At 60.2% G+C, this 25,826-nt stretch carries 29 protein-coding genes; 22 read left to right on the forward strand and 7 right to left on the reverse strand.

The window, feature by feature from the left end; genetic code table 11:
* Nucleotides 1-121: 121 nt before the first annotated feature.
* The 5 genes from lptB to AVCA_RS05790 are packed head-to-tail and all read right to left on the reverse strand — an operon-like array spanning nucleotide 122 to nucleotide 3,472.
* The gene (gene lptB, locus AVCA_RS05770; protein ID WP_012699926.1) at nucleotides 122-847 is read right to left on the reverse strand and encodes an LPS export ABC transporter ATP-binding protein; all 726 of its coding nucleotides are present in this window, start codon (nucleotides 845-847) and stop codon (nucleotides 122-124) included.
* A complete protein-coding gene (lptA, locus tag AVCA_RS05775; protein WP_012699927.1) occupies nucleotides 847-1,401 on the reverse strand; it encodes a lipopolysaccharide transport periplasmic protein LptA in 555 nt (184 codons plus the stop codon). Before lptA ends, lptB begins: the two co-directional genes overlap by 1 nt.
* Nucleotides 1,388-1,963, reverse strand: a complete 576-nt coding sequence (lptC, locus tag AVCA_RS05780) for an LPS export ABC transporter periplasmic protein LptC (protein WP_041807512.1) — start codon at nucleotides 1,961-1,963, stop codon at nucleotides 1,388-1,390. The genes lptA and lptC overlap by 14 nt, the downstream gene beginning before the upstream one ends.
* Nucleotides 1,964-1,971: 8 nt before the next feature.
* Nucleotides 1,972-2,496 carry a KdsC family phosphatase gene (locus AVCA_RS05785; RefSeq protein ID WP_012699929.1) on the reverse strand — a complete coding sequence of 175 codons (525 nt, stop codon included), beginning with the start codon at nucleotides 2,494-2,496 and terminating at the stop codon, nucleotides 1,972-1,974.
* Nucleotide 2,497: 1 nt separating this feature from the next.
* The gene (locus tag AVCA_RS05790; RefSeq protein ID WP_041807000.1) at nucleotides 2,498-3,472 is read right to left on the reverse strand and encodes a KpsF/GutQ family sugar-phosphate isomerase; all 975 of its coding nucleotides are present in this window, start codon (nucleotides 3,470-3,472) and stop codon (nucleotides 2,498-2,500) included.
* 224 nt (nucleotides 3,473-3,696) lie between these two features.
* Here AVCA_RS05790 and AVCA_RS05795 point away from each other — a divergent pair, with 224 nt between their 5' ends.
* The 10 genes from AVCA_RS05795 (at nucleotide 3,697) to hisC (ending at nucleotide 11,737) form a co-directional block, all read left to right on the forward strand.
* Nucleotides 3,697-4,506 (forward strand): ATP-binding cassette domain-containing protein, encoded by an 810-nt coding sequence (locus AVCA_RS05795; RefSeq protein ID WP_012699931.1) that lies wholly within the window; start codon nucleotides 3,697-3,699, stop codon nucleotides 4,504-4,506.
* On the forward strand, nucleotides 4,506-5,303 hold the full coding sequence (gene mlaE, locus AVCA_RS05800; RefSeq protein ID WP_012699932.1) for a lipid asymmetry maintenance ABC transporter permease subunit MlaE: 798 nt from the start codon (nucleotides 4,506-4,508) through the stop codon (nucleotides 5,301-5,303). Before AVCA_RS05795 ends, mlaE begins: the two co-directional genes overlap by 1 nt.
* Nucleotides 5,303-5,773, forward strand: a complete 471-nt coding sequence (gene mlaD, locus AVCA_RS05805) for an outer membrane lipid asymmetry maintenance protein MlaD (protein WP_012699933.1) — start codon at nucleotides 5,303-5,305, stop codon at nucleotides 5,771-5,773. Before mlaE ends, mlaD begins: the two co-directional genes overlap by 1 nt.
* A 19-nt stretch (nucleotides 5,774-5,792) precedes the next feature.
* Entirely contained in the window at nucleotides 5,793-6,440 is a 648-nt protein-coding gene (locus AVCA_RS05810; RefSeq protein WP_012699934.1) for an MlaC/ttg2D family ABC transporter substrate-binding protein, read from the forward strand.
* Nucleotides 6,437-6,745 carry an STAS domain-containing protein gene (locus AVCA_RS05815; protein WP_012699935.1) on the forward strand — a complete coding sequence of 103 codons (309 nt, stop codon included), beginning with the start codon at nucleotides 6,437-6,439 and terminating at the stop codon, nucleotides 6,743-6,745. The genes AVCA_RS05810 and AVCA_RS05815 overlap by 4 nt, the downstream gene beginning before the upstream one ends.
* 175 nt (nucleotides 6,746-6,920) lie before the next feature.
* Nucleotides 6,921-7,160, forward strand: a complete 240-nt coding sequence (locus tag AVCA_RS05820) for a BolA family protein (protein WP_012699936.1) — start codon at nucleotides 6,921-6,923, stop codon at nucleotides 7,158-7,160.
* A 20-nt stretch (nucleotides 7,161-7,180) separates the two neighbouring features.
* The gene (gene murA, locus AVCA_RS05825) at nucleotides 7,181-8,446 is read left to right on the forward strand and encodes a UDP-N-acetylglucosamine 1-carboxyvinyltransferase (RefSeq protein WP_012699937.1); all 1,266 of its coding nucleotides are present in this window, start codon (nucleotides 7,181-7,183) and stop codon (nucleotides 8,444-8,446) included.
* 66 nt (nucleotides 8,447-8,512) lie between these two features.
* Nucleotides 8,513-9,148, forward strand: coding sequence for an ATP phosphoribosyltransferase (gene hisG, locus AVCA_RS05830; protein WP_012699938.1), 636 nt, complete (start codon nucleotides 8,513-8,515; stop codon nucleotides 9,146-9,148).
* 108 nt (nucleotides 9,149-9,256) lie between these two features.
* Nucleotides 9,257-10,567: a histidinol dehydrogenase gene (gene hisD / locus AVCA_RS05835; RefSeq protein ID WP_012699939.1), complete on the forward strand. Its 1,311-nt coding sequence runs from the start codon at nucleotides 9,257-9,259 to the stop codon at nucleotides 10,565-10,567.
* A 114-nt stretch (nucleotides 10,568-10,681) separates the two neighbouring features.
* Entirely contained in the window at nucleotides 10,682-11,737 is a 1,056-nt protein-coding gene (gene hisC, locus AVCA_RS05840; protein WP_012699940.1) for a histidinol-phosphate transaminase, read from the forward strand.
* Between the two features lie 39 nt (nucleotides 11,738-11,776).
* Here the strand turns inward: hisC and algW are convergent, their stop codons facing one another.
* The gene (gene algW / locus AVCA_RS05845) at nucleotides 11,777-12,928 is read right to left on the reverse strand and encodes a Do family serine endopeptidase AlgW (RefSeq protein WP_012699941.1); all 1,152 of its coding nucleotides are present in this window, start codon (nucleotides 12,926-12,928) and stop codon (nucleotides 11,777-11,779) included.
* A 111-nt stretch (nucleotides 12,929-13,039) separates the two neighbouring features.
* On the opposite strand from algW, the gene AVCA_RS05850 reads away from it, so the two are divergent.
* The 3 genes from AVCA_RS05850 to cysN all read left to right on the forward strand — a co-directional run bounded on the left by AVCA_RS05850 (nucleotide 13,040) and on the right by cysN (nucleotide 16,755).
* The gene (locus AVCA_RS05850; protein WP_012699942.1) at nucleotides 13,040-13,798 is read left to right on the forward strand and encodes a Nif3-like dinuclear metal center hexameric protein; all 759 of its coding nucleotides are present in this window, start codon (nucleotides 13,040-13,042) and stop codon (nucleotides 13,796-13,798) included.
* 125 nt (nucleotides 13,799-13,923) lie between these two features.
* The gene (gene cysD / locus AVCA_RS05855; protein ID WP_012699943.1) at nucleotides 13,924-14,841 is read left to right on the forward strand and encodes a sulfate adenylyltransferase subunit CysD; all 918 of its coding nucleotides are present in this window, start codon (nucleotides 13,924-13,926) and stop codon (nucleotides 14,839-14,841) included.
* A gap of 12 nt (nucleotides 14,842-14,853) precedes the next feature.
* A complete protein-coding gene (gene cysN, locus AVCA_RS05860; RefSeq protein ID WP_012699944.1) occupies nucleotides 14,854-16,755 on the forward strand; it encodes a sulfate adenylyltransferase subunit CysN in 1,902 nt (633 codons plus the stop codon).
* A gap of 213 nt (nucleotides 16,756-16,968) precedes the next feature.
* Here the strand turns inward: cysN and AVCA_RS05865 are convergent, their stop codons facing one another.
* A complete protein-coding gene (locus AVCA_RS05865; protein ID WP_012699945.1) occupies nucleotides 16,969-17,412 on the reverse strand; it encodes a Z-ring associated ZapG family protein in 444 nt (147 codons plus the stop codon).
* A gap of 269 nt (nucleotides 17,413-17,681) precedes the next feature.
* Between AVCA_RS05865 and AVCA_RS05870 the strand changes: the two genes are divergently transcribed.
* The 9 genes from AVCA_RS05870 to AVCA_RS05910 all read left to right on the forward strand — a co-directional run bounded on the left by AVCA_RS05870 (nucleotide 17,682) and on the right by AVCA_RS05910 (nucleotide 25,783).
* Nucleotides 17,682-18,314 carry an alpha/beta hydrolase gene (locus AVCA_RS05870; protein ID WP_012699946.1) on the forward strand — a complete coding sequence of 211 codons (633 nt, stop codon included), beginning with the start codon at nucleotides 17,682-17,684 and terminating at the stop codon, nucleotides 18,312-18,314.
* Nucleotides 18,315-18,336: 22 nt separating this feature from the next.
* The gene (locus tag AVCA_RS05875; protein WP_012699947.1) at nucleotides 18,337-19,698 is read left to right on the forward strand and encodes a tryptophan--tRNA ligase; all 1,362 of its coding nucleotides are present in this window, start codon (nucleotides 18,337-18,339) and stop codon (nucleotides 19,696-19,698) included.
* Between the two features lie 170 nt (nucleotides 19,699-19,868).
* Nucleotides 19,869-20,993, forward strand: coding sequence for a cell division protein ZapE (gene zapE, locus AVCA_RS05880; protein ID WP_012699948.1), 1,125 nt, complete (start codon nucleotides 19,869-19,871; stop codon nucleotides 20,991-20,993).
* A 103-nt stretch (nucleotides 20,994-21,096) separates the two neighbouring features.
* On the forward strand, nucleotides 21,097-21,762 hold the full coding sequence (gene nfi, locus AVCA_RS05885) for a deoxyribonuclease V (RefSeq protein ID WP_012699949.1): 666 nt from the start codon (nucleotides 21,097-21,099) through the stop codon (nucleotides 21,760-21,762).
* Between the two features lie 338 nt (nucleotides 21,763-22,100).
* Nucleotides 22,101-22,529 (forward strand): 50S ribosomal protein L13, encoded by a 429-nt coding sequence (gene rplM, locus AVCA_RS05890; RefSeq protein ID WP_012699950.1) that lies wholly within the window; start codon nucleotides 22,101-22,103, stop codon nucleotides 22,527-22,529.
* A gap of 15 nt (nucleotides 22,530-22,544) precedes the next feature.
* Nucleotides 22,545-22,937 (forward strand): 30S ribosomal protein S9, encoded by a 393-nt coding sequence (rpsI, locus tag AVCA_RS05895; RefSeq protein WP_012699951.1) that lies wholly within the window; start codon nucleotides 22,545-22,547, stop codon nucleotides 22,935-22,937.
* A gap of 262 nt (nucleotides 22,938-23,199) precedes the next feature.
* Nucleotides 23,200-23,793, forward strand: a complete 594-nt coding sequence (gene petA / locus AVCA_RS05900) for a ubiquinol-cytochrome c reductase iron-sulfur subunit (protein ID WP_041807007.1) — start codon at nucleotides 23,200-23,202, stop codon at nucleotides 23,791-23,793.
* Nucleotides 23,793-25,004, forward strand: a complete 1,212-nt coding sequence (locus tag AVCA_RS05905; protein WP_012699953.1) for a cytochrome b — start codon at nucleotides 23,793-23,795, stop codon at nucleotides 25,002-25,004. The genes petA and AVCA_RS05905 overlap by 1 nt, the downstream gene beginning before the upstream one ends.
* Nucleotides 25,004-25,783, forward strand: coding sequence for a cytochrome c1 (locus tag AVCA_RS05910; protein ID WP_012699954.1), 780 nt, complete (start codon nucleotides 25,004-25,006; stop codon nucleotides 25,781-25,783). The genes AVCA_RS05905 and AVCA_RS05910 overlap by 1 nt, the downstream gene beginning before the upstream one ends.
* Nucleotides 25,784-25,826: the final 43 nt, after the last annotated feature.

Consider the following 25,826-nt stretch of genomic DNA (forward strand, 5'->3'; position numbering starts at 1 on the left):
GCACCATATTTGCCGAAGCATTCGCGTCAATCACTACGAGGCGACGATGCGCCCTCTTAAAGCAAATTCTATGCCTGATTATAACGGAATTTGACTGGTCTATCCCATTCTGTGGAGCGTTTCATAGTCGGAATTCGTGGCCGAGATAGACCTCCTGCACCAGTTTGTTGGTGAGGACGGCCTCGGCGTCGCCTTCGGCTATCAATTGTCCATCGTTGACAATGTAGGCGGTTTCGCAGATATCCAGCGTTTCACGGACATTATGGTCGGTGATCAGGACGCCGATGCCCTTGTTCTTGAGGTGGTGGATGATCTGCTTGATATCGTTCACCGAGATCGGGTCGACGCCGGCAAAGGGTTCGTCGAGCAGGATGAACTTCGGTGTGGTGGCCAGGGCGCGGGCGATCTCGACGCGACGCCGTTCGCCGCCGGAGAGGCTCATGCCGAGGCTGTCGCGAATATGGCTGATGTGGAACTCCTGCAGCAGGGCTTCGAGCGCCTGGCGGCGGCCTTCTTTGTCGAGATCCTTGCGCGTTTCGAGAATCGCCATGATGTTGTCGGCCACCGTGAGCTTGCGGAAGATCGAAGCCTCCTGGGGCAGGTAGCCGATACCCACCCGGGCGCGGCCGTGCATGGGGAGATGGGTTACATCGTCCTGATCGACCAGGATACGCCCCTGATCGGCACGGACCAGGCCGACGATCATGTAGAAACAGGTGGTCTTGCCTGCGCCGTTGGGACCGAGCAGGCCGACGATCTGGCCGCTCTCGATGGAGAGGCTGACGTCGCGGACGACCTGGCGGCCCTTGTAGCTTTTGGCCAAATGCTGGGCTTTGAGGGTGGCCATTACTGTGTCTGTCCTGGCTGCTGTTTCTTTTTCGGTTGAATGACCATGTCGATCCGCGGCTTCGGGCTGGTTACCTTGGCCCCCGTGGCGCGACCTGCGTTGACGATCTGGCGCTGGGTGTCGTAGACGATCTTCTCCCCTTCGAAGGTGTTGCCGTCCTGGATCACGCGAGCCTTGTCGATCAACACGATGCGTTCGTTTTCGGCGAAATACTGGATGGTCTGACCGTAGGCCTTGACGACGCTCTTGTCGGGCGCCGGCTTCTGCTCGTAGTAGGCCGGATTGCCGACCGAGGTGAAGACCTTGATGTCGCCATTGTCGTCCTGGGTGATGGTGACCTTGTTGCCGGTGATCTTCAGCGTGCCCTGAGTGATCACCACGTCGCCGTGGTAGACCGCGACCCCTTGCTTGTCATCGAGTTCGGCGCTGTCGGCCTGGACGCGAATCGGCTGGTCGCGATCGGATGAGAGGGCCCAGGCGCTCGCCGCCCCCAGCAGGGGCAGGCTGAGCAGGAGAGGGAGGGCCCGGTGGGAAAAACGGTTAGCGAACCTCATGCTGGCCTCTTACACTGGACAGCAGGTGCATCCTGCTGTCATCCAAATACGCTTTCATCCCGACGGCCGTGGTCACCCCGTTGGCCGCTTCGATCTTAACGGGTTGCTGGGTTTCGGCATATTCCCGCTCGGGAAACACGCTCAGGCGACTGGTTGTGAGGATGGTCGGGCGTCCCTGGGTATCGGTGCGCTCGACCCGCACCGCATCGACCAGTTCGACCTGATCCCCTGCGGGACTGACTTCGCCGCGCTCGCTGCGAACGTGCCAGGGAATGGGCGTGCCGCGGAAAAGCAGCAGGTCGGGTCGGGTGAGCAGGGTGATCTCGCTGGTCTTGAGGTGTTCCACTTTTTCGGCTGTCATCTCGTAATGCAGCTTGCCTTCGGCTTGGTATTGCAGTGTGTAGGCGTTGGTCACGTAGAAGTCGATGGCGCTGTCGTCAGTGGCGGCAGGCGTCTTGTCCATGAAGCTCGCAGGGCGAATGTTCCAGTAACCCACTGCCGCCAGCAGAGCAGCCAGGACCAGCAGGAGCAGGATCAGGGGGGAGCGAAGTTTGCGCAGCATCATCGCCTCTACAGGTAAGCGCTCTGGAGGGTTTCGAGGTTGCCCTGGGCCTGCAGGATCAGCTCGCAGAATTCACGGGCCGCACCTTCGCCGCCGCGCGCCCGGGTGACGCCGTGGGCATGCTGGCGGACGAAGGAGTCGGCGCTGGCCACGGCCATGCCCAGGCCGACACGACGGATGACCGGCAGGTCGGGGAGATCGTCACCGAGGTAGGCGACCTGCCCGTGGTCCAGCTTCAGTTCGGCAAGCAGCTCATCCAGCACGGCCAGCTTGTCTTCGCGCCCCTGGTACAGGTGCTGGATGCCCAGGTTCCGGGCACGGCGCTCGACAACCGGGGTGCTGCGGCCGCTGATGATAGCGGTGCGCACTCCGGAATTGATCAGCATCTTGATGCCATGACCGTCCAGCGTGTTGAAAGTCTTGAATTCGCTGCCGTCGGCCAGAAAATACAGACGCCCGTCGGTGAGCACTCCGTCGACATCGAAAACGGCCAGGCGAATGCCCCGAGCCCGCTGCAGCAGTTCGTCGTTCATCTTACAGAACCCCCGCCTGCAGCAGATCGTGCATATTCAAGGCGCCGACCGGACGATCCTCCTCGTCTACCACCACCAGGGCGTTGATCTTGTGGTCTTCCATGATTTTCAGGGCCTGGGCGGCGAGCATTCCTGCGCGTGCGGTCTTGCCGTGCGGGGTCATCACTTCGTCGATGGTGGCCTGGCGCACATCGATATTGCGATCCAGGGCGCGACGCAGGTCGCCGTCCGTGAAGATGCCGGCCAAACGTCCATCGGTCTCGAGCACCACGGTCATGCCAAGCCCCTTGTGGGTCATTTCCAGCAGCGCTTCGCGCAGCGTGGTGCCGCGCTGCACGCAGGGCAGGCTATCGCCGGCGTGCATGATGTTTTCCACCTTCAGCAGCAGGCGACGGCCGAGAGCGCCGCCGGGGTGGGAGAAGGCGAAGTCCTCGGCGGTGAAGCCTCGCGCCTCGAGCAGGGCGATGGCCAGTGCGTCGCCGAGCACCAAGGCGGTCGTGGTGGATGAGGTGGGCGCCAGATTGAGCGGACAGGCTTCCTGGCTGACGCCGGCGTCGAGATTGACGGTAGCCGCTCCTGCCAGGGGAGAGTCTGGATTGCCGGTCATGCTGATCAGGGTGATGCCAAGGCGTTGAATCAGTGGCAGCAGGGTAAGGATCTCCACGGTGGAGCCGGAGTTGGAAAGGGCCAGGACCAGATCGTCGCGTGTGATCATGCCCATGTCTCCGTGGCTGGCTTCGCCGGGATGGACGAAGAATGCCGGTGTTCCGGTACTCGCCAGGGTGGCGGCAATCTTGCGCCCGATGTGCCCGGATTTGCCCATGCCGACGACCACTATCCGCCCCTTGCACTCGAGAATCAGTTTGCAGGCCGTGGTGAACGTATCGTCGATGCGTGCAAGAAGCGCCTCGATGGCCTCGATTTCCAGGCGTATGGTGCGTTGGGCTGACTGGATCGGGTTGCTCGAGTGTGGCATAGGGCGGCTCGTCGCTTGAAAAAGGCGTCGATTATAGCGGTAAAGGTCATATTTGCTCACGTTTCCACTACCGCTATTACGGCCAGCGCGGTCTACGACGCCTGTATGCTTGGGACGCCGGTGCTTGCAGTGTTATAGTGCCCGCCAGTCCGACCAAACGGTACGGTGTCCCTCTTTTGCCTTGGGGCGGCGTCTAGCCGAGAGGTATTCACATAGGAGTCTAGATGAGCGACTCAAACGACTACGCGGTCACGCTGAAGGGCGTTTCCTTCAAGCGAGGCTCGCGCAGCATCTTCAACAATGTAGATATCCGCATACCGCGTGGCAAAGTCACCGGAATCATGGGCCCTTCGGGCTGTGGCAAGACTACTCTGTTGCGTCTGATAGCTGCCCAGTTGAGGCCGGAAAGCGGCGAAGTCTGGGTCAATGGGCATAATCTCCCGCAGCTTTCTCGCAGCGAATTGTTCGAGATGCGCAAGGAAATGGGCGTGCTGTTCCAGAGCGGGGCCCTTTTCACCGATCTGGATGTGTTCGAGAACGTTGCCTTTCCGCTGCGGGTCCATACCAAGCTGCCGGATGAAATGGTCCGTGACATCGTCCTGATGAAACTGCAGGCGGTCGGATTGCGTGGCGCCATAGATCTGATGCCCGATGAGCTTTCCGGAGGTATGAAGCGCCGGGTGGCGCTGGCCAGGGCGATTGCCCTCGATCCCCAGATCCTCATGTACGACGAACCCTTCGTCGGCCAGGATCCGATCGCCATGGGTGTGCTGGTCCGCCTGATTCGCCTGCTCAATGATGCCCTTGGCATTACCAGTATCGTGGTTTCCCACGATCTGGCCGAAACGGCCAGCATCGCCGATTACCTCTACGTGGTAGGCGATGGGCAGGTTCTGGGGGAGGGGACTCCCGAGGACTTGATGAACTCCAAGAATCCGCGTGTTACCCAGTTCATGAAGGGGCTGCCGGACGGGCCGGTACCCTTCCATTTTCCGGCCCCGGATTATCGCAACGACCTTCTGGGGAGGCGCTGATGCACAAGAGATCCCTCTTCGAGCAGGTCGGCCTGCTCGGCCGCGCTGCGATCGATGTGATCGAAGCGCTGGGGCGTTCCGCGCTGTTCCTGATGCATGCCACGTTCGGCCGGAGCGGGGCCGGGGGCGGCTTCCAGTTGCTGGTCAAGCAGATTCATTCGATTGGTGTGCTGTCGTTGCCGATCATTGTCGTCTCCGGTCTCTTCATCGGCATGGTGCTGGCGCTACAGGGCTATAACATCCTGGTCAGCTATGGCTCGGAGCAGGCGGTCGGGCAGTTGGTCGCCCTGACCCTGCTGCGCGAGCTGGGGCCGGTTGTCACCGGGTTGCTGTTCGCCGGACGTGCCGGTTCGGCGCTCACCGCGGAAATCGGCAACATGAAGTCCACCGAGCAGCTTTCCAGTCTGGAAATGATCGGTGTCGATCCGCTCAAGTACATCATCGCACCGCGCCTGTGGGCCGGTTTCCTTTCCATGCCGTTGCTGGCCGCGATCTTCAATGTGGTCGGCATCTGGGGGGCGGCCATGGTCGCGGTGGACTGGCTGGGCGTCTACGACGGCTCGTTCTGGGCCAGTATGCAAAGCAGCGTGGATCTGTACGACGACGTGGTCAACGGCGCGATCAAGAGCATTGCCTTTGCCTTTGTGGTGACCTGGATTGCCGTATTCCAAGGTTACGACTGCGAACCGACCTCGGAGGGAATCGGTCGCGCTACTACAAGAACAGTGGTCTATGCCTCGCTGGCCGTGCTGGGACTGGACTTCATTCTGACAGCCTTGATGTTTGGAGATAACTGATGCAAACCCGCACCCTGGAAACCGGTGTTGGCCTGTTCATCCTGGCAGGTATGCTGGCCCTCCTGCTGCTGGCACTGCGTGTCAGTGGCCTGACGGTCAGTACCAATGGTGATACCTACAGGCTTTATGCGTATTTCGATAACATCGCCGGCCTGACGAACAGGGCCAAGGTGACCATGGCCGGCGTTGCCATCGGCAAGGTCACGGCCATCGATCTGGATCGCAACAGTTACACCGGTCGCGTGACCATGGAGCTGGAAAAACGTGTCGACAATCTGCCGACCGACTCCACGGCGTCTATTCTGACCGCTGGCCTGCTGGGCGAGAAGTACGTTGGCATCAGTGTTGGAGGCGAAGAGGAAGTGCTGAAGGATGGCGACTCGATCAGGGATACCCAGTCGGCACTGGTGCTCGAGGATCTGATCGGCAAGTTCCTGATGAACTCCGTCAACAAGGCCAAAGAAGAATAGTTACAGAGGATATTCTCCCATGCTTACCGTTTTGCGTCGTGGTTTTCTGATTCTGCTGGCTCTTCTGCCGCTATTTGCAGCTGCATCGACCACTCCCCATCAGGTGGTGCAGCAGACTACCGAAACTCTTCTCGACGATCTGAAGAAGAACAAGGCTTTTTATAAGAGCAATCCACAGGCTTTCTATGATGCATTGAATCGGATTCTGGGGCCGGTCGTGGATGCCGACGGAATTTCGCGTAGCATCATGACCGTCAAGTATTCGCGCCAGGCGAGCCCCGAGCAGATGACTCGTTTTCAGGAGAACTTCAAGCGTAGCCTGATGCAGTTCTACGGTAACGCCCTTCTGGAGTACACCAATCAGGACATTCGCGTATTGCCTTCGTCTGCTCCGGCCGCGGGCGACCGCGCCAGTGTCGGCATGGAGGTCCGCGATACTCAGGGTACCGTCTATCCGGTTTCCTACACCATGGTGAAGAAGCAGGACCAGTGGCTGCTGCGCAATGTCGTCATCAATGGCATCAATATCGGCAAACTGTTCCGTGATCAGTTCGCCGACAGCATGCAGCGCAACGGCCAGAATCTTGACAAGACCATCGATGGTTGGGCCGATGTGGTAGCCAAGGCCAAGGATAGCGAGGAAGGTAGGAAGGCTCAGGGCCAATGAGCGAGGCTTCGATTCTTCAGGCCGAGCCTGGCGTGCTTGCCCTTTCCGGAGTGCTTGACTATGGCACCGGGCCGGCTCTGCGTCAGCAGGGACGGGCCCTGATCGGTACCGCCGGAACTGACGGTTTGGTGCTCGATTGCTCGGCTGTGGAAAAATCCAGTAGTGTCGGGGTATCCCTGCTGCTGGCGTATCTGCGCGATGCCAAGGCTGCCGGCAAGCGCCTGCAGGTGCGGGCGCTGCCCGAGGATATGTGCGAGATCGCCCAGGTTTGTGGGTTGCTCGAGCTCTTGCCGCTGGAAGCGTGACTATCCGTGCAGGTCTTTTGTCGGTTCGATGTCGGCAGGGTTCGCAGTCGGTAGGCTTTTTTGTAAGATGAGCGGCTTTCCGGTGCATCCAGGAAGCCGGTCATTCCAAGGGCCTGTCTATTTGTGCGCCCATACCCCACTGCAGGAGTAATTCATGACAGCTTCCGAAGTATGCATGCAGCCTATCGAGGTCAAGACCTTTCTGGAGAGCAGGCTGGCTGGCGCCCAGGTTGAGGTGCAGGGGCAGGGCTGCGACTTCCAGCTCATCCTGATCAGCGACGAACTGGCAGCCATGAGCCCGGTGAAGCGTCAGCAATTGGTCTATGCACAGCTGAACGACTGGATCGTCGATGGTCGGATCCATGCCATCACCATGAAATTTTTCAGTCGCGCCGCCTGGGCCGAGCGTTCCTGAGCCTGTCTGCGCGAGAAACCATGGACAAACTGATCATTACCGGCGGTCATCGTCTCGATGGCGAGATCCGTATCTCTGGAGCGAAGAACGCGGCCTTGCCCATTCTGGCGGCGACCCTGCTGGCCGACACTCCCGTTACCGTCTGCAACCTGCCGCACCTGCACGACATCACCACGATGATCGAGCTTTTCGGGCGCATGGGGGTGCAGCCCGTGATCGACGAAAAGCTCAGCGTCGAAATGGACGCCAGCAGCATCAAGACGCTGGTGGCGCCTTACGAACTGGTCAAGACCATGCGTGCCTCGATCCTGGTGCTCGGCCCCATGCTGGCGCGCTTCGGCGAGGCCGAGGTGGCTCTGCCGGGAGGCTGTGCCATTGGTTCGCGGCCGGTCGATCTGCATATCCGTGGTCTCGAGGCACTGGGTGCACAGATCGAAATGGATGGCGGCTACATCAAGGCCAGGGCTCCGGCCGGCGGTCTACGTGGCGGTCATTTCTTTTTCGATATCGTCAGCGTGACCGGTACCGAGAACATCATGATGGCTGCGGCGCTGGCCAGCGGGCGTACCGTGCTGGAGAATGCCGCTCGCGAGCCTGAAGTGGTCGACCTGGCCAACTTTCTGATCGGCATGGGCGCCCAGATCAAGGGCGCCGGCACCGACACCGTCGTTATCGAAGGCGTCAAACGCCTAGGCGGCGGCCGTTACAGCGTGATGCCCGACCGTATCGAAACCGGGACCTACCTCGTGGCCGCTGTTGCCACCCGTGGCCGGGTCAAGCTCAAGGATACCGATCCCACCATTCTCGAGGCGGTACTGCTCAAGCTGGAGGAGGCGGGGGCACAGATCGATACCGGCAACAACTGGATTTCCTTGGACATGAAGGGAAACAGGCCCAAGGCCGTGAACGTACGCACCGCGCCTTATCCTGCTTTCCCGACCGACATGCAGGCTCAGTTCATTTCCATGAACGCGGTGGCCGAAGGTACTGGCACCGTCATCGAAACGGTATTCGAGAACCGCTTCATGCACGTCTACGAGATGAATCGCATGGGCGCGCGCATTCTGGTGGAGGGCAACACCGCCATCGTCACAGGCGTGCCCTGCCTGAAGGGGGCTCCTGTCATGGCTACCGACCTGCGTGCCTCCGCCAGTCTGGTGATCGCCGGGCTGGTAGCGGAAGGGGATACCCTGATCGATCGCATCTACCATATCGACCGCGGTTACGAATGCATCGAGGAAAAGCTGCAACTGCTCGGTGCCAAGATCCGTCGCATTCCGGGCTAGGGTCGGCGTCTGGCACGGCGCCGATTTCAGCCCACGATGGGGTCAATATCAAGGACATCCGTTTTCATGCTAACCATCGCCCTGTCCAAAGGCCGGATTCTCGATGACACTTTGCCGCTGCTCGCAAAAGCCGGCATCGTACCCATCGAGAATCCGGACAAGAGCCGCAAGCTCATCATCCCCACTTGCCAAGAAGACGTGCGCCTGCTGATCGTCCGTGCCACCGATGTGCCGACCTATGTCGAAAACGGTGCTGCCGACCTGGGTGTCGCCGGCAAGGATGTGCTGATGGAGTATGGTGGCCAGGGGTTGTACGAGCCCCTCGACCTGAAGATCGCCAACTGCAAGCTGATGACCGCCGGCAAGGTCGGTGCCGAAGCGCCCAGGGGACGTCTGCGGGTGGCTACCAAGTTCGTCAATGTGGCCAAGCGCTATTACGCCGAGCAGGGTCGTCAAGTGGATATCATCAAGCTCTATGGTTCCATGGAACTGGCACCGCTGGTGGGCCTTGCCGACAAGATCATCGACGTGGTCGATACCGGCAATACCCTGCGCGCCAACGGCTTGGAGCCTCAAGAGCTGATCGCTACCATCAGCTCGCGTCTGATCGTCAACAAGGCTTCGATGAAGATGCAGCATGCGCGCATCCAGACCCTGATCGATACCCTGCGCGCCGCCGTCGAAAGCCGACATCCGGCCTGATCCTGATCCGCCAACGCCTATCCGTGTCATAGCGAAATTTCTCGGGTGCCCGCGCGGAAGGCTTGCTAGGCTAGCGGCGCCCGAGTTCCAGCCATTCAAGAGGCCGTTATGACCACATCCCTCGCCCTTCGCCGACTCGACGCTGCCGATCCGGACTTTCCGCGCCATCTGGATTATTTGCTGAGCTGGGAAAGCGTTTCCGATGAGGCCGTCAATCGACGCGTGCTGGATATCCTCCAGGCCGTACGCGAGCGTGGTGATGCTGCCGTAGTCGAGTTCACCCGGCGCTTCGATAATGTCGAGGCTGGCTCCATGGCCGAACTGATCCTGCCGCGCGAGCGTCTGGAACTGGCCTTGACGCGCATTTCCCCTGAGCAGCGCGAAGCCCTGGAAAAAGCTGCCGGGCGTGTACGCCTGTACCACGAGCGGCAGAAGCAGGACTCCTGGACCTATACCGAAGCCGATGGCACCGTGCTCGGTCAGCAGATCACTCCGCTCGACCGTGCGGGATTGTATGTGCCGGGCGGAAAGGCGGCTTATCCATCCTCGGTGCTGATGAATGCCATTCCAGCCAAGGTAGCTGGTGTCGCGGAGGTGGTGATGGTGGTGCCGACCCCGCGTGGCGAGCTCAACGAACTGGTGCTGGCTGCCGCCTGCGTGGCAGGCGTCGACCGCGTGTTCACCATCGGCGGAGCCCAGGCCGTGGCTGCGCTGGCCTATGGCACCGAGAGTGTGCCGCAGGTGGACAAGATCGTCGGCCCCGGCAACATCTATGTGGCTACGGCCAAGCGCCACGTATTCGGTCAGGTCGGCATCGATATGATCGCCGGCCCCTCGGAGATCCTGGTGGTCTGCGATGGGCAGAGCGATCCGGATTGGATCGCCATGGACCTGTTTTCCCAGGCCGAGCACGATGAGGATGCCCAGTCGATTCTGGTCAGTCCGGATGCCGATTTCCTCGAGCGGGTGGCCGAGAGCATCGCCCGCCTGCTGCCGACCATGGAGCGCGCGGAGATCATCCGTACCTCGTTGGAGGGGCGTGGCGCGCTCATCCGAGTGACCGACCTGGAACAGGCCATTGCCGTGGCCAATCGTATCGCCCCCGAGCATCTCGAGCTGTCGGTAGCCGATCCGCAGCGCTGGCTGCCGAAGATCCGCCATGCCGGTGCCATCTTCATGGGGCGCTATACCGCCGAGGCGCTGGGTGACTATTGCGCCGGTCCCAACCATGTGCTGCCGACTTCCGGTACCGCACGGTTCTCGTCGCCGCTGGGTGTATACGATTTCCAGAAGCGCTCGTCGATCATCTTCTGCTCGGCGGCGGGCGCTTCCGAACTGGGTGAGACCGCATCGGTGCTGGCCCGTGGCGAGTCCCTGACGGCTCATGCGCGCAGCGCCGAGTACCGGATCAAGGCGTGAAGTCCACACAAAACCGGCGGAGGCGAATCCGTCCGCGATGCTCACGAGCATGAGCGCGCCGGAGGATTGGCTTCTACGCAAGACGATTGCAACGAATCCGAGGAGAGGAAGGGCGTGAGCAAATTCTGGAGTCCCTTCGTCAAGAACCTGGTGCCCTATGTGCCAGGCGAACAGCCGAAGCTGAGCAAGCTGGTCAAGCTCAATACCAACGAAAATCCCTACGGGCCGTCGCCGCGGGCGATCGCCGCCATGCAGGCCGAGCTGAACGATGGCCTGCGTCTGTATCCCGATCCCAACGGCGAGCGCCTGAAGCAGGCGATCGCCGACTACTATGGAGTGCGGAGCAGTCAGGTGTTCGTCGGCAATGGCTCCGACGAGGTGCTGGCGCACATCTTCCATGGGCTGTTCCAGCATGGCCGGCCGCTATTGTTCCCGGATGTGACCTACAGTTTCTATCCGGTGTACTGTGGTCTCTACGCAATTCCCTTCGAGACCGTTGCGCTGGACGAGGAGTTTCGCATTCGCGTCGAAGACTTTGTGCGTCCCAACGGAGGCATCATCTTCCCCAATCCCAATGCTCCGACAGGCTGCCTGCTGCCGCTCGAGTCCATCGAGCGGCTGCTCGAGAGCAATCCGGACTCGGTGGTGGTGGTGGATGAGGCCTATGTGGATTTCGGTGGCGAGACGGCGATCGGTCTCGTTGACCGGCATGCCAATCTCCTGGTGACCCAGACCCTGTCCAAGTCGCGTTCCCTGGCCGGGCTGAGGGTCGGTCTGGCGGTCGGTCACCCGGAACTGATCGAGGCGCTGGAGCGGATCAAGAACAGCTTCAATTCCTATCCGCTGGATCGTATGGCCATAGCTGGAGCGGCGGCGGCCTTCGAGGATCGTGCCTACTTCGAGCAGACCTGCCGGCAGGTGATCGACAGCCGCGAACGCCTGGTCGGTGAGTTGCAGCGTCTGGGCTTCGAAGTATTGCCATCGGCAGCCAACTTCGTCTTCGCTCGCCACCCTGTTCACGATGCCGAACGATTGGCGGCAGGGCTGCGCGAGCAGGGGGTGATAGTTCGCCATTTCAAGCAGGAACGGATTCGTCAGTTCTTGCGCATCACCGTCGGAGCCCCGGAACAGAACCGGGCGCTGACCGATGTGCTGGCGGCCCTTTGCTGAGCCGCAAGTGGGCCCGTCTCGTTCCCAGGCAGGGTGGTTTCATGGCTGCTGCACGGCGGTGGGTGGCGGGCGCAGGCCGATCTCGGCGCTAAGGGTGAGGGCTTGGCCGTTGCGCAGGACCTCGATTTCGATGGTTTCTCCCGGTCGAGTCTGGGCGACCTGATTCATGGCATGGCGTCCATCGGTGGCCGGCTGGCCATCGATACTGACGATCAGGTCGCCCGGCTGCAGACCGGCCCGTTGTGCGGGGCCGTCACGGTATATGCCGGCGACGACGATGCCTGGCCGGCCTTCCAGGCCGAAGGATTCGGCCAACTCCTTGGTCAGTGGTTGCACCTCGAGTCCGAGCCAGCCGCGAATTACCTGACCGTGCTTGATGATTTCCTCCATCACCTCCAGGGCAAGCTTGGCCGGAATCGCGAAGCCGATACCCTGGGATCCGCCCGACTTGGAGAAAATGGCGGTATTGATGCCGATCAGATAGCCATTGGCATCGATCAGCGCGCCGCCCGAATTGCCCGGATTGATCGCTGCATCGGTCTGGATGAAGTCCTCGTAGGTATTCAAGCCCAGTTGGTTGCGCCCGGTGGCGCTGATGATGCCCATGGTCACGGTCTGGCCGACGCCGAAGGGGTTGCCGATGGCCAGGGCGACATCACCGATGCGGATGCTGTCGGAGCGTCCGAGATGCATGACCGGCAATTCGTCCAGATCGATCTTGAGCACGGCCAGATCGGTTTCCGAATCGTTGCCTATCACCCGGGCGAGGACTTCCCGTCCGTCCCGCAGGGCGACGACGATCTGGTCGGCACCGGCGGTGACGTGGTTGTTGGTCAGCAGGTAGCCATCCCGGCGCATGATCACCGCAGACCCCAGGCTGGATTCCAGGCGCCGCTGACTGGGCAGGGAGTTGCCGAAGTACTGTTGCAGCAGTGGATCGTCGAACAGCGGCTGGTTCGATTTCTTGACGACCTTGGTGGTGTACAGGTTGGCTACCGCCGGTGCGGCGCTGCTCACGGCATTGGCATAGGAGACGGGGCCTTGGGGAGCGAGGATGGAGCGGGACAGTTGCTGCTCATCGGCAAGCTGCCGGGGCAAGCCGACCCACTCCGGATAACGCTGGATGATCAGCAGGGCCAGCAGCACTCCGACCGCCAGGGGCCAGCCAAGAAAACGCAGGGCCTTTAGCATGGAGCGGGAGTCCTTGGGGTTGCGAGGGCTAAGGGGGGATCGTAAGGTGCGCCATTATACGAGGGAGCCGCCGACTGGCTAGCGGCTCGCGAGCCTTTCATGGAGACGTAGATGGCCATCGCCCTGTCTGAACTGGTGAAAGAAGCCGATCGCTATCTGGCGGTGAGCGGCATCGCCGATTATTGTCCGAACGGCCTGCAAGTCGAGGGACGTCCCCGGGTCTCCAGAGTCGTCAGTGGCGTAACGGCCAGCCAGGCGCTGCTGGATGCGGCGGTCGAGGTCGGGGCAGATCTGGTGCTGGTCCATCATGGTTATTTCTGGCGCAACGAAAATCCCTGTGTCGTGGGCAACAAACGGCGCCGGCTGCATACCCTGCTGAGCAACGAGATCAGCCTGCTGGCTTACCATCTGCCGCTGGATGTACATCCCGAGGTGGGCAACAACGTGCAACTGGGTAGGCGGCTCGGGCTGCGGGTGGAGGGAGCGCTGGAGCCGGGCAATCCGCGCTCGGTCGGTCTGATCGGCTGCCTGGCCGAGCCGGTGGCGGCACTGGAGTTCGCCCGGCAAGTGCATCAGGTGCTGGGTCGTCAGCCCCTGCTGATCGAAGCCGAGCGACCGATCCATCGTATCGCCTGGTGTACCGGGGCCGCACAGGGCTACATCGAACAGGCGATCGCCGCCGATGCCGACGCCTATCTGACCGGCGAGGTTTCCGAGGCCACCGTGCACAGTGCCCGGGAGAACGGTATCAATTTCCTCGCGGCAGGGCACCATGCCACCGAACGCTATGGTGTGCAGGCTCTGGGCGAATACCTGGCGCGAACCTTTGACGTCGAGCATCTGTTCGTCGATTGCCCCAATCCGGTTTGAGTGGCAGCTATATCGCTAGATCGCTTTGATCTGAGTGCTTCGTCTATTAGAAGTGGGACTGTGCTAGAGTGCGCCGACGTCCCACGGCCCGCCGGCCGTAACCCATCCGCAATCCGTGAGTAACCATGGCCGACAAACTGACGCATCTGAAGCAGCTGGAGGCGGAAAGCATCCACATCATCCGTGAGGTGGCCGCTGAGTTCGACAACCCGGTGATGCTGTACTCCATCGGCAAGGACTCTGCCGTGATGTTGCATCTGGCGCGCAAGGCATTCTTCCCGGGCAAGCTGCCGTTCCCGGTGATGCATGTCGATACTCAGTGGAAGTTTCAGGAGATGTACAGATTTCGCGACAAGATGGTCGCGGAGATGGGCTTGGAGCTGATCACCCACGTCAATCCCGACGGGGTGGCGCAGGGCATCAACCCCTTCACCCACGGTAGTGCCAAGCACACCGACATCATGAAGACCGAGGGCCTCAAGCAGGCGCTGGACAAGTACGGCTTCGATGCCGCCTTCGGCGGTGCCCGGCGCGACGAGGAGAAATCCCGCGCCAAGGAGCGCGTGTATTCGTTCCGCGACAGCAAGCATCGCTGGGATCCGAAGAACCAGCGCCCCGAACTGTGGAACGTCTACAACGGCAAGGTGAAGAAGGGCGAATCGATTCGCGTGTTTCCGTTGTCCAACTGGACCGAGCTGGATATCTGGCAGTATATCTACCTGGAGCAGATCCCTATAGTGCCGTTGTACTTCGCCGCCGAGCGCGAAGTCATCGAGAAGAACGGCACCCTGATCATGATCGACGATGATCGTATTCTCGAACATCTCTCCGCCGAGGAGAAAGCGCGCATCCAGAAGAAGATGGTGCGTTTCCGCACCCTCGGTTGCTACCCGTTGACCGGTGCCGTGGAGTCTACCGCCGCTACCCTGCCGGACATCATCCAGGAAATGCTCCTGACCCGCACGTCCGAACGCCAAGGGCGAGTCATCGATCACGATGGCGCCGGCTCGATGGAAGAAAAGAAACGTCAGGGTTACTTCTAAGGTCTTCGCTCCATGTCGCATCAATCCGAATTGATCAGCGAGGACATCCTCGCCTATCTGGCTCAGCACGAACGCAAGGAACTGCTGCGCTTTCTCACCTGTGGCAATGTCGACGACGGCAAGAGCACCCTGATCGGTCGCCTGCTGCACGATTCCAAGATGATCTACGAGGATCACCTGGAAGCAATCACCCGCGATTCGAAGAAGGTCGGCACGACCGGCGATGAGGTCGATCTGGCGCTGCTGGTCGACGGCCTGCAGGCCGAGCGCGAGCAGGGCATCACCATCGACGTCGCCTATCGCTATTTCAGCACTGCCAAGCGCAAGTTCATCATCGCCGACACCCCTGGCCACGAGCAGTACACCCGCAACATGGCCACCGGCGCATCCACCTGCGATTTGGCGATCATCCTCATCGACGCCCGCTACGGCGTGCAGACCCAAACCCGCCGGCACAGTTTCATCGCCTCGTTGCTGGGTATCAGGCACATCGTGGTCGCGGTCAACAAGATGGATCTGATGGATTTCGATCAGGGTGTTTTCGAGCGCATCCAGGCCGATTACCTGCAGTTTGCCGAGCGCCTCGGCCTCAGGCCGAGTTCGCTGCATTTCGTGCCGATGTCCGCGCTCAAGGGAGACAACGTGGTCAACCGGAGCGAGCGTGCGCCCTGGTACCAGGGGCCATCGCTGATGGAGATCCTCGAGACCGTCGAAATCGCCGCCGATCGCAATCTGACCGACATGCGTTTCCCGGTTCAGTACGTCAACCGGCCGAACCTCAACTTCCGTGGTTTCGCCGGCACCCTGGCCAGTGGTGTCGTGCACAAGGGGGACGAGGTCGCCGTGTTGCCGTCGGGCAAGACCAGTCGAGTGCGTTCCATCGTCACCTATGATGGTGAACTGGAGCAGGCGATTCCCGGTCAGGCGATCACCTTGACTCTCGAGGACGAGATCGACGTGTCGCGCGGCGACATGCTGGTGCATGCCGACAATCGTCCACAGGTCGCCGACAGCTTCGAGGCCATGCTGGTATGGATGGCCGAGGAGCCGATGCTGCCGGGCAAGAAGTACGACATCAAGCGCGCCACCAGCTATGTGCCGGGCAACATCGTCGCCATCGGGCACCGTATCGACGTCAACACCCTCGATCGTGCACCGGCCAGCGAACTGAAGCTCAATGAGATCGCTCGTGTTCGGGTCGGCCTGGATGCGCCCATTGCCCTCGATGGTTATGAGTACAACCGCACCACCGGTGCCTTCATCGTCATCGATCGGCTGACCAACGGTACCGTTGGCGCCGGTATGATCGTCGCCGAGCCTCCGTCCGGGCAGAACGTCGGCGGTCATCATGGGCTGCTAGCCCATGTCAGCGCCGAAGAGCGTGCCGCACGCTTCGGCCAGCGGCCGGCCACGATTCTGTTCACTGGCCTGTCAGGCGCCGGCAAGAGCACCCTGGCCTATGCCCTGGAGCGCAAACTGTTCGATATGGGGCGCGCAGTATACGTACTGGATGGGCAGAATCTGCGTCATGATCTGAACAAGGGATTGCCATTGGATCGTGCCGGGCGCGCCGAGAACTGGCGGCGCGCCGCCCAGGTGGCTCGGCAGTTCAACGAAGCCGGTCTACTGACGCTGGCCGCCTTCGTCGCTCCGGATGCCGAGGGGCGTGCCCAGGCGCGGGCTCTGATCGGTGTCGAGCGCCTGATCACCGTCTATGTACAGGCTTCCCCGCTGGTCTGCCGTGAGCGGGATCCACAGGGCCTCTATGCTGCGGGAGGCGATCATATCCCCGGTGAGTCCTTCCCCTACGACATACCGCTGGATGCGGATCTGGTGGTCGATACCTTGCATCTTTCGGTGGAAGAGGGGGTGAAGCAGGTGCTCGAGCTGTTGCGTAGTCGCGGCGCCCTTTAGGCCCGTCCACTCCCCCCGTGGCTGTGTCGCGGGGGGCGTGGAGTGTCGACCTCCCTGGAGTCCGATTTTTTGCGGCCTGCAAGGTGCCTGCGGGCTTCGTCAGTCTCCACGGCGATGAGCGGTGCAAGCCTCTATCGGTGTCGTTGTGGTGGGTAGTTCGGGAAGGGAAAAACCCCGCCAGGGCGGGGCCTGGAGCCTTGCAAGAGAAGAGCTTCAGTGCCTGTCGCCCTTCAGGCCGAACTGTTCGTCCAGCATGCCGGGGGCATTGGCTAGCTTGGGAGCGTAATCCTTGGGAGCCTCGGGAGTCATTGCGCTGGACAGGCGCTCATGGTTGCCGAGGTTTTCTTCGTTTTGCAGCGTGGCGAGCAGACGCTGGCGGGTCAATTCATCGAGTGCGAGACGGCTGGCGCCTTCTGACAGGTGTTCCTGAATCTCCGCATAACTCTGAGTGAGCTTCTTCACCAGGCTTGCGGTGGTGTTGAAATGGGTGATCACTTCACTCTGATAGGTATCGAAGCGCTCCTGCAGTTCGTCCAGTTGGCGTTGTGTCCGGCTGGGGACCGCATTGGGCAATAGACGGGCGGCAATGAAGCCGATGGTGATGCCGACGAGCAGGGTGAGGGCTGGTAGTAACCAAGCCATGAGCGTCTGTTCCACGATCCTTCCTCTATACGCTTCTTTGTTTTACGTTAGCGGCTCCAGGATGCCCTGTATAGCTGATCTAGACGCACGCGATGCTCCATGCCGGCAAATGGGTCCGGACTTGACCGTGTCATGGACAGTGTGCCGTCATTGGACAAGCCTTGTCACGGCCCGCCCACGGGGCTGGCGGCGCAGCGCATTCCTGTGCTGCGGTCCCTTTGCAGGGCGCGGCGATCCAACCACGCCAGACGAGTCGGCCTCTGGCTTGCTCACGGAGATATAGTTTGTCGAATCGCGAAAACTCCCTGTTCATCGATGGACCCTGTGGCCCACTCGAGGCTCTTTACCTTGAGATACCGCAGGCCCGCGGCCTGGCGCTGCTCTGCCATCCCAATCCGGTGAAGGGCGGGACCATGCTGAACAAGGTCGTCTCCACCCTGCAACGTACCGCCCGGGATGCCGGCTACAGTACGCTGCGCTTCAACTATCGGGGCGTCGGCGCCAGCGCAGGCGATCACGACATGGGTAGCGGCGAGGTAGATGATGCCGAAGCGGTCGTTCGTTGGGTACGCGGGCAGTTGCCGCAGCTACCCTTGAATATTTTCGGCTTTTCCTTCGGTGGCTATGTCGCACTCAATCTTGCGGAGCGCCTGGCTGTACTGGGGCAGGTGCCGGAGCGGATGTTCCTGGTCGCGCCGGCGGTGATGCGCCTGGATCGTGCAACGATGATTGTGCCACAGGGTAGTGACCTGACGATCATCCAGCCGGAACAGGACGAGGTGGTCAGCCCGCAATTGGTCTACGACTGGTCGGCAGCCCTGCAGCGTCCCCATGAGTTACTGAAAGTGGCAGAATGCGGGCATTTCTTCCATGGCAGGCTGGGCGAGTTGAAGGACTTGGTCAGTTCGCGCCTCTGATCATCGTAGACAAGCTCATACCATGACCACTCGAATTCTCACCGGCATCACCACTACCGGTACTCCGCATCTTGGCAATTATGCCGGTGCCATTCGCCCGGCAATCGTTGCCAGCCGCGATCCCCAGGCCGACTCGTTCTATTTCCTCGCCGACTATCACGCATTGATCAAGTGTGACGACCCGGCGCGCATCCAGCGCTCACGCCTGGAAATTGCCGCTACCTGGCTGGCCTGCGGACTCGATGCGCAGAGGACGACTTTTTACCGGCAGTCGGACATCCCCGAGATTACCGAGCTGACCTGGCTACTCACCTGCGTGACGGCCAAGGGGCTGCTCAACCGCGCGCATGCCTACAAGGCCGCGGTGGACAAGAATCTGGAGGGCGGAGAAGACCCCGATACCGGGGTGACGATGGGCTTGTTCAGCTATCCAGTGCTGATGGCGGCGGACATCCTGATGTTCAACGCGAACAAGGTGCCGGTCGGTCGCGATCAGATCCAGCACGTGGAAATGGCACGCGACATCGGACAGCGCTTCAACCATCTGTTCGGTCGGGGACGGGAGCTCTTCACCCTGCCAGAGGCGGTGATCGAGGCAGAGGTCGCTACCCTGCCGGGACTCGATGGCCGCAAGATGTCGAAGAGTTATGACAATACCATTCCGCTGTTCGGCTCCAGTCGCCAGTTGAAAGATGCCATTGCCCGCATCGTCACCGATTCGCGGGAGCCGGGCGAGCCGAAGGATCCGGACGGCTCGCATCTGTTCACGCTCTACCAGGCGTTCGCCACGCCCGAGCAACTCGACGAATTTCGTGCCGATCTGCTGGCTGGTCTCGCCTGGGGCGAGGCCAAGCAGCGTTTGCTCCAACTATTGGAAAACGAGTTGGGCGAGGCTCGTGAGCGCTACCAAACGCTGATTGCGAGACCGTTTGACTTGGAGGACATTCTTCTCGCCGGTGCGGCAAAGGCGCGCAGGATCGCCACCCCTTTCCTCGGCGAGCTGCGCGAGGCGGTCGGGTTACGCTCGTTCCGCACTGAGGCGCACAGTCAGACTGCCGGTGGCAAGAAGAAGGCAGTGAAAACTGCGCGTTTCGTCAGTTTTCGTGAGCCCGACGGAAGTTTCCGCTTCCGTTTTCTGGCCGCCGATGGCGAGGAGTTGCTGTTGTCGCGGCCTTTTGACGATCCTAAGGCTGTGGGGCGGATCAGCCAGCAGTTGATTGCCCTGGGGGCGGATGCGCTCGAACTGCGTGCCGACGAAGGCGCCCAGTTCAGTCTCTGGCTGGATGGCGAATGCATGGCCGACAGCCCGACGTATGCCGATCCGGATGCTTTGGAGGCAGCCATGTTGCGCCTGCGGGAAGCGATTTCAGGGCTTGCCGATTGATCGCCGTGCGACTCTGTACCGTACCGGATTTACGCTTTTCGGCTCGGACAGACGGTTGCGAACCTTTGAACTCTTGATGAGGGTGGCCCGTTTTGAACGACTTGACGACATTCCCAACAGACGAGAGCGCCGCCAAGGCGGCCTCTTCACGACTTTATCCCGACTCCACCATGACACCCCTTGAGCGTTATCAAGCCGACCTGAAACGCCCCGATTTCTTCCACGACACCGCTCAGGAAAATGCGGTGCGTCATCTGCAGCGCCTCTATGACGACCTGGTCGGCACCGGTCCGCAGGCGGCGGCCACGGGCAGCAAGCTCGGCTTGTTCGATAGGCTGCTCGGCAAGAAGTCGCAGACTCAGCAGAAGGAGCCAATCAAGGGGCTCTATTTCTGGGGAGGGGTGGGGCGCGGCAAGACCTATCTGGTCGACACTTTTTACGACGCGCTACCCTTTGAACAGAAGATGCGCACCCACTTCCATCGCTTCATGAAGCGGGTGCACGAGGAAATGAAAACCCTCAAGGGCGAGAAGAATCCGCTGACCATCATTGCCAAGCGTTTTGCCAACGAGGCACGGGTCATCTGCTTCGACGAGTTCTTCGTATCCGATATCACCGATGCGATGATTCTCGCTACCTTGTTGGAGGAGCTGTTCAAGAATGGCGTGAGTCTGGTGGCTACTTCCAATATCGTGCCGGATGGCCTCTATAAGGACGGCCTGCAGCGTGCCCGTTTCCTGCCGGCGATCGCCCTGCTCAAGGCGCATACGGAGATCGTCAACGTCGACAGTGGCATCGATTATCGCTTGCGCGCCCTGGAGCAGGCCGAGTTGTACCACTGGCCGCTGGATGCTGAGGCGGAGGAGAGTCTGGAGCGCAGCTTCAACAGCCTGCTCACCGAGCGTTGTGCGGTCAAGGAGAACGATGTCCTGCTGATCGAGAACCGTGAGATTCGCGCACGCAAGACTGCCAATGATGTGGCTTGGTTCGAGTTCCGCGAATTGTGCGACGGTCCGCGCAGTCAGAACGATTACATCGAGCTGGGCAAGGTCTTCGAGGCGGTATTGCTGTCCAATGTCGAACAGATGAATGTCTCCAAGGATGACATGGCGCGACGTTTCATCAACCTGGTTGATGAGTTTTATGATCGCAACGTCAAATTGATCATTTCTGCCGAAGTCGAACTTAAGGATCTTTATACCGGTGGTCGTCTGGAGTTCGAATTCCAGCGGACACTGAGCCGTCTGCTGGAAATGCAGTCCCACGAGTTCCTCGCACGGCCACACAAGCCGTGATCGACAGGGGCCGTGTGAGCGGCCCCGTCATTTGTGGCTGGCGTCCTTTGCTTCGATCAGACTGTGGTGGAAGGGGATTCAAGGTATGTCTGCGCCTCTGGTTGTGCCCGACTCGCCTTTCGGTGACTGGGATGGCACGCCCGCCGGAGCCCGTCTTCTGCAGCAGGAACTGGCCGGGCGGGTTGTGTTGCGCGACGATTTTCCCGATCTGGGCCTGATAGCCGGCGTGGATGTCGGTTTCGAAGAGGGTGGGGGCATCACGCGAGCGGCGGCGGTGCTGCTCGATGCCAATACCCTGGGAGTGCTTGCCGAGAGTCTGGTACGCATTCCGACTTCTATGCCCTATATTCCGGGATTGCTGTCCTTTCGCGAGCTTCCTGCCGTTCTGCGCGCCCTGGCGGAGTTGCCGCGGGTTCCTGATCTGGTTTTCTGCGATGGGCAGGGGATAGCCCATCCACGCAGATTGGGCATTGCGGCCCATCTGGGAGTAGTCAGCGGCCTGCCAACCATTGGTGTGGCCAAGAAGATTCTCGTTGGTACCCATGCGGAGTTGGGTTCCCACCGCGGAGATCAGGTTCCTCTGATGTATCGGGGCGAGGTGCTGGGAGCGGTGCTGCGCAGCAAGGATCGGGTGCGTCCCCTGATCGTTTCTCCGGGGCATCGCGTCAGTCTGGCCAGCGCGCCACGATTGGTCATGGCTTGTGTTACGCGTTATCGCTTGCCCGAGCCGACCCGTCTGGCCGATCGGCTTGCTTCGCGCAGAGCCTGATAAACAGTGACCGGCCGGACCTGGGCGGCGAATGGTCGGCTGACGGGGCAAGTGCTTCAAGGACTCTTGGCGAGCTAGGGTAAGGTTCCGTTTCCTACGGAAAAATAGTTGCTATTTTCTCGTTAGTCGGTATGATTTGAGAGATTTTCTGGTGAGGATGCCTAGCCCGCTAGAAATCAGGTAGGGGATGCCTAGCCTACCGATCTCCCGCCGTTGCGGACGCGCTGACCCGAGCCCCCGATAGCGTCTGTTTCCGGCCGCCTTGGCCTTGTCAAGGCAAGCACCATTCAGTACGATTCGCCCCCTTATTTTCAGGGTGGCCCCTGAGGCTATAACGAATGAAAACTTTTACTGCGAAACCGGAAACCGTTAAGCGCGACTGGTATGTCGTCGACGCTGCCGGCCAGACCCTGGGTCGTCTGGCTACTGAGATCGCCAGCCGTCTGCGCGGCAAGCACAAGCCTGAATACACTCCGCATGTGGATACCGGTGATTACATCGTCGTGATCAATGCCGAGCAAGTACGGGTTACCGGTGCCAAGAGCAGCGACAAGATCTACTATTCCCATTCCGGTTTTCCGGGCGGTATCAAATCCATCAGCTTCGAGAAGTTGATTGCCAAGGCGCCCGAGCGCGTGATCGAGACTGCGGTCAAGGGCATGCTGCCGAAGAATCCGCTGGGTCGCGACATGTATCGCAAGCTGAAGGTGTACAAGGGTGCTGTTCACCCGCATACCGCTCAGCAGCCTCAAGAACTGAAGATTTAAGGGGATAGCTCAATTATGTCGGCGACTCAAAACTACGGCACTGGCCGTCGCAAGACTGCTACCGCTCGCGTCTTCCTGCGTCCGGGCACTGGCAAGATTTCCATCAACAACCGCTCTCTCGAGCAGTTCTTCGGTCGCGAAACCGCTCGTATGGTGGTTCGTCAGCCGCTCGAGCTGACCGAAACAGTGGAAAAGTTCGATATCTATGTCACTGTCATTGGTGGTGGTGTCAGCGGTCAGGCTGGTGCCATTCGTCATGGCATCACTCGCGCTCTGATCGAGTATGACGAGACTTTCCGCAGTTCGTTGCGCCATGCTGGCTATGTGACGCGCGATGCCCGTGAGGTCGAGCGTAAGAAGGTTGGTCTGCGCAAGGCGCGCAAGCGTCCACAATACTCCAAGCGCTGATTCCGGCGCTTTCAGGAAACACCCGGTACTCGTCGAGTACCGGGTGTTTTTTTATGTCCGGAGTTTTTGTGCCTGGAGAGGTTCTGCGACAGCTTGTCGCGACTCCGATGCCGCTCTTTGCAAGCGCCGCGACATTATTGTATCCGGCTATTACCTTGTCAGACCTAAGGGTTTTCTTTAACATTTTGCCGTTTTTTCGCGCGCCTCGTTTTTTTATTACAGGTCCGGGTAACGGACCGCAGAGTTGATGGGAGACAACTGAATGAGCAATGACGGCGTGAATGTCGGCCGGCGTCGCTTCCTGGTTGCAGCCACCTCAGTGGTGGGTGCGGCGGGGGCGGTGGGGGCTGCGGTCCCATTCGTGGGATCCTGGTTCCCAAGTGCCAAGGCCAAGGCCGCAGGTGCACCGGTAAAGGTGAATGTCAGCAAAATTGGGCCAGGGCAGCAAATAGTGGCTGAATGGCGTGGCCAGCCGGTGTTTATCGTCCGCCGTACCGAGGAGATTCTCACCAATCTGAAGAAGGTTGAGTCTGCCGTGGCGGACCCTGATTCCGCTGCCTCGGTCCAGCCAGCCTATGTCGACCGGAAACTGCGCTCGATCAAGCCCGAGATCCTGGTGCTGGTCGGCCTCTGCACGCACCTGGGGTGTGCTCCTTCCTTCCGTCCCGAGGTTGCGCCGGCGGATCTGGGGGGCGACTGGGTGGGGGGCTACTTCTGTCCCTGTCATGGTTCCAAGTACGATTTGGCCGGTCGTGTCTACAAGGCACAGCCCGCGCCCTTGAACCTGCCGGTACCTCCGCATTCCTATGAATCGGATGATGTGATCATTGTCGGCGTGGATCAGGAGAAGGCGTGATGAGCAAATTCATGGAGTGGATCGATGCCCGCTTTCCCGCTACCTCGATGTGGGAAGACCATCTGTCCAAATACTACGCACCGAAGAATTTCAACTTCTTCTACTTCTTCGGCTCTCTAGCGTTGCTGGTGCTGGTCAACCAGATCCTCACCGGTATCTGGCTGACCATGAGCTTCACCCCGTCCGCCGAGGAGGCCTTCGCTTCCGTCGAATACATCATGCGCGATGTCGAGTACGGCTGGATCATTCGCTATCTGCACTCCACCGGCGCTTCGGCGTTCTTCATCGTGGTCTACCTGCATATGTTTCGCGGGTTGCTCTATGGTTCCTACCAGAAGCCGCGCGAGCTCGTGTGGATCTTCGGTATGCTGATCTACCTGTGCCTGATGGCCGAGGCCTTCATGGGCTATCTGTTGCCTTGGGGCCAGATGTCCTATTGGGGGGCTCAGGTCATCATTTCCCTGTTCGGCGCCATTCCGGTGATCGGCGAGGATCTGACCCAATGGATCCGTGGCGACTATCTGATCTCCGGCATTACCCTGAACCGCTTCTTCGCTCTGCACGTCATCGCGTTGCCGATCGTTCTGCTTGGTCTGGTCGTTCTGCATATCCTGGCCCTGCATGAGGTTGGCTCCAACAACCCTGACGGTATCGAGATCAAAAAGAACAAGGATGCCAATGGCAAGCCGTTGGACGGCATTCCTTTCCATCCTTATTACACCGTGAAAGACATAGTCGGTGTGGTGGTGTTCCTCTTTGTCTTCTGCGCTGTGGTGTTCTTCTTCCCGGAAATGGGCGGATATTTCCTCGAGAAGCCGAATTTCGAGCAGGCCAATGCCTTCAAGACACCCGAACATATCGCGCCCGTCTGGTACTTCACGCCATTCTACGCAATCCTGCGCGCCGTTCCGGACAAGCTGCTTGGCGTCATCGCCATGGGAGCGGCTATCGCCGTGCTGTTCGTTCTGCCTTGGCTGGATCGCAGTCCTGTCAAGTCCATGCGCTACAAGGGCTGGCTGAGCAAGTTGTGGCTGCTGGTATTCTGTGTCTCTTTCCTGATTCTCGGTGTGCTTGGAGTGCTTTCTCCCACGCCGGGTCGCACCCTGCTGTCGCAGGTATGCACGGTTCTGTACTTCGCATTCTTCATCCTGATGCCTTTCTATACCAGGATGGAAAAGACCAAACCGGTTCCGGAAAGGGTGACTGGCTGATGAAAAAGCAATTTGCTGCGTTAATTCTTGCAATCCTGCCGGCCTTTTCCTTTGCTGCGGGGACCGCTGTCGAACTGGACAAAGTCGACGTTGATCTGGCTGATAAGGCTGCCATGCAGGATGGCCTGCGGACCTTCGCCAACTATTGCATGGGTTGTCATGGCGCCCGTTTCCAGCGCTATGAGCGGGTAGCCAGGGACTTGGGCATTCCGGAAGAGGTAATGCTGGAAAACATCATCTTCACCGGTGCCAAGATTGGCGACCACATGAAGATCGGTATGCGCCCGGAGGATGCCAAGGTCTGGTTTGGTGCGGCGCCACCGGATCTGACACTGGTCGCCCGTGTGCGTGGCAACGACTGGCTGTATAGCTATCTGCGCAGCTTCTATGAAGATCCGTCGCGTCCTCTGGGAGTGAACAACACGGTTTTTCCAAACGTTGGCATGCCTAACGTGCTGGCTGGCCTGCAGGGGCGTCAGGTCTTCGGTTGCAAGCAGGTTCAGGTGGTTGAGGATGGCAAGAAGCAGTATGACCCGCTCACGGGGGCGGAGATTACCCATGAGGCTTGCGATCAACTGACCATTCTGCCGAAAACCGGCACACTGACCCCCGAAGAGTTCGACGAGAAGGTGAAGAATCTGGTGACCTTCCTTGCCTATTCGGCCAACCCGGTCAAGCTGGAAAGCCAGCGAGTCGGTGGTTACGTGCTTCTGTTCCTGGCGGTCTTTTTCGTGTTCGCCTATCTGCTCAAGCGCGAATACTGGAAAGACGTGCACTGACGTATCGCACTTGCGCCTGTAAACACACGCGTCCTCGGGGCGC

Source organism: Azotobacter vinelandii CA, assembly GCF_000380335.1.
Taxonomy (GTDB): Bacteria; Pseudomonadota; Gammaproteobacteria; order Pseudomonadales; family Pseudomonadaceae; genus Azotobacter; species Azotobacter vinelandii.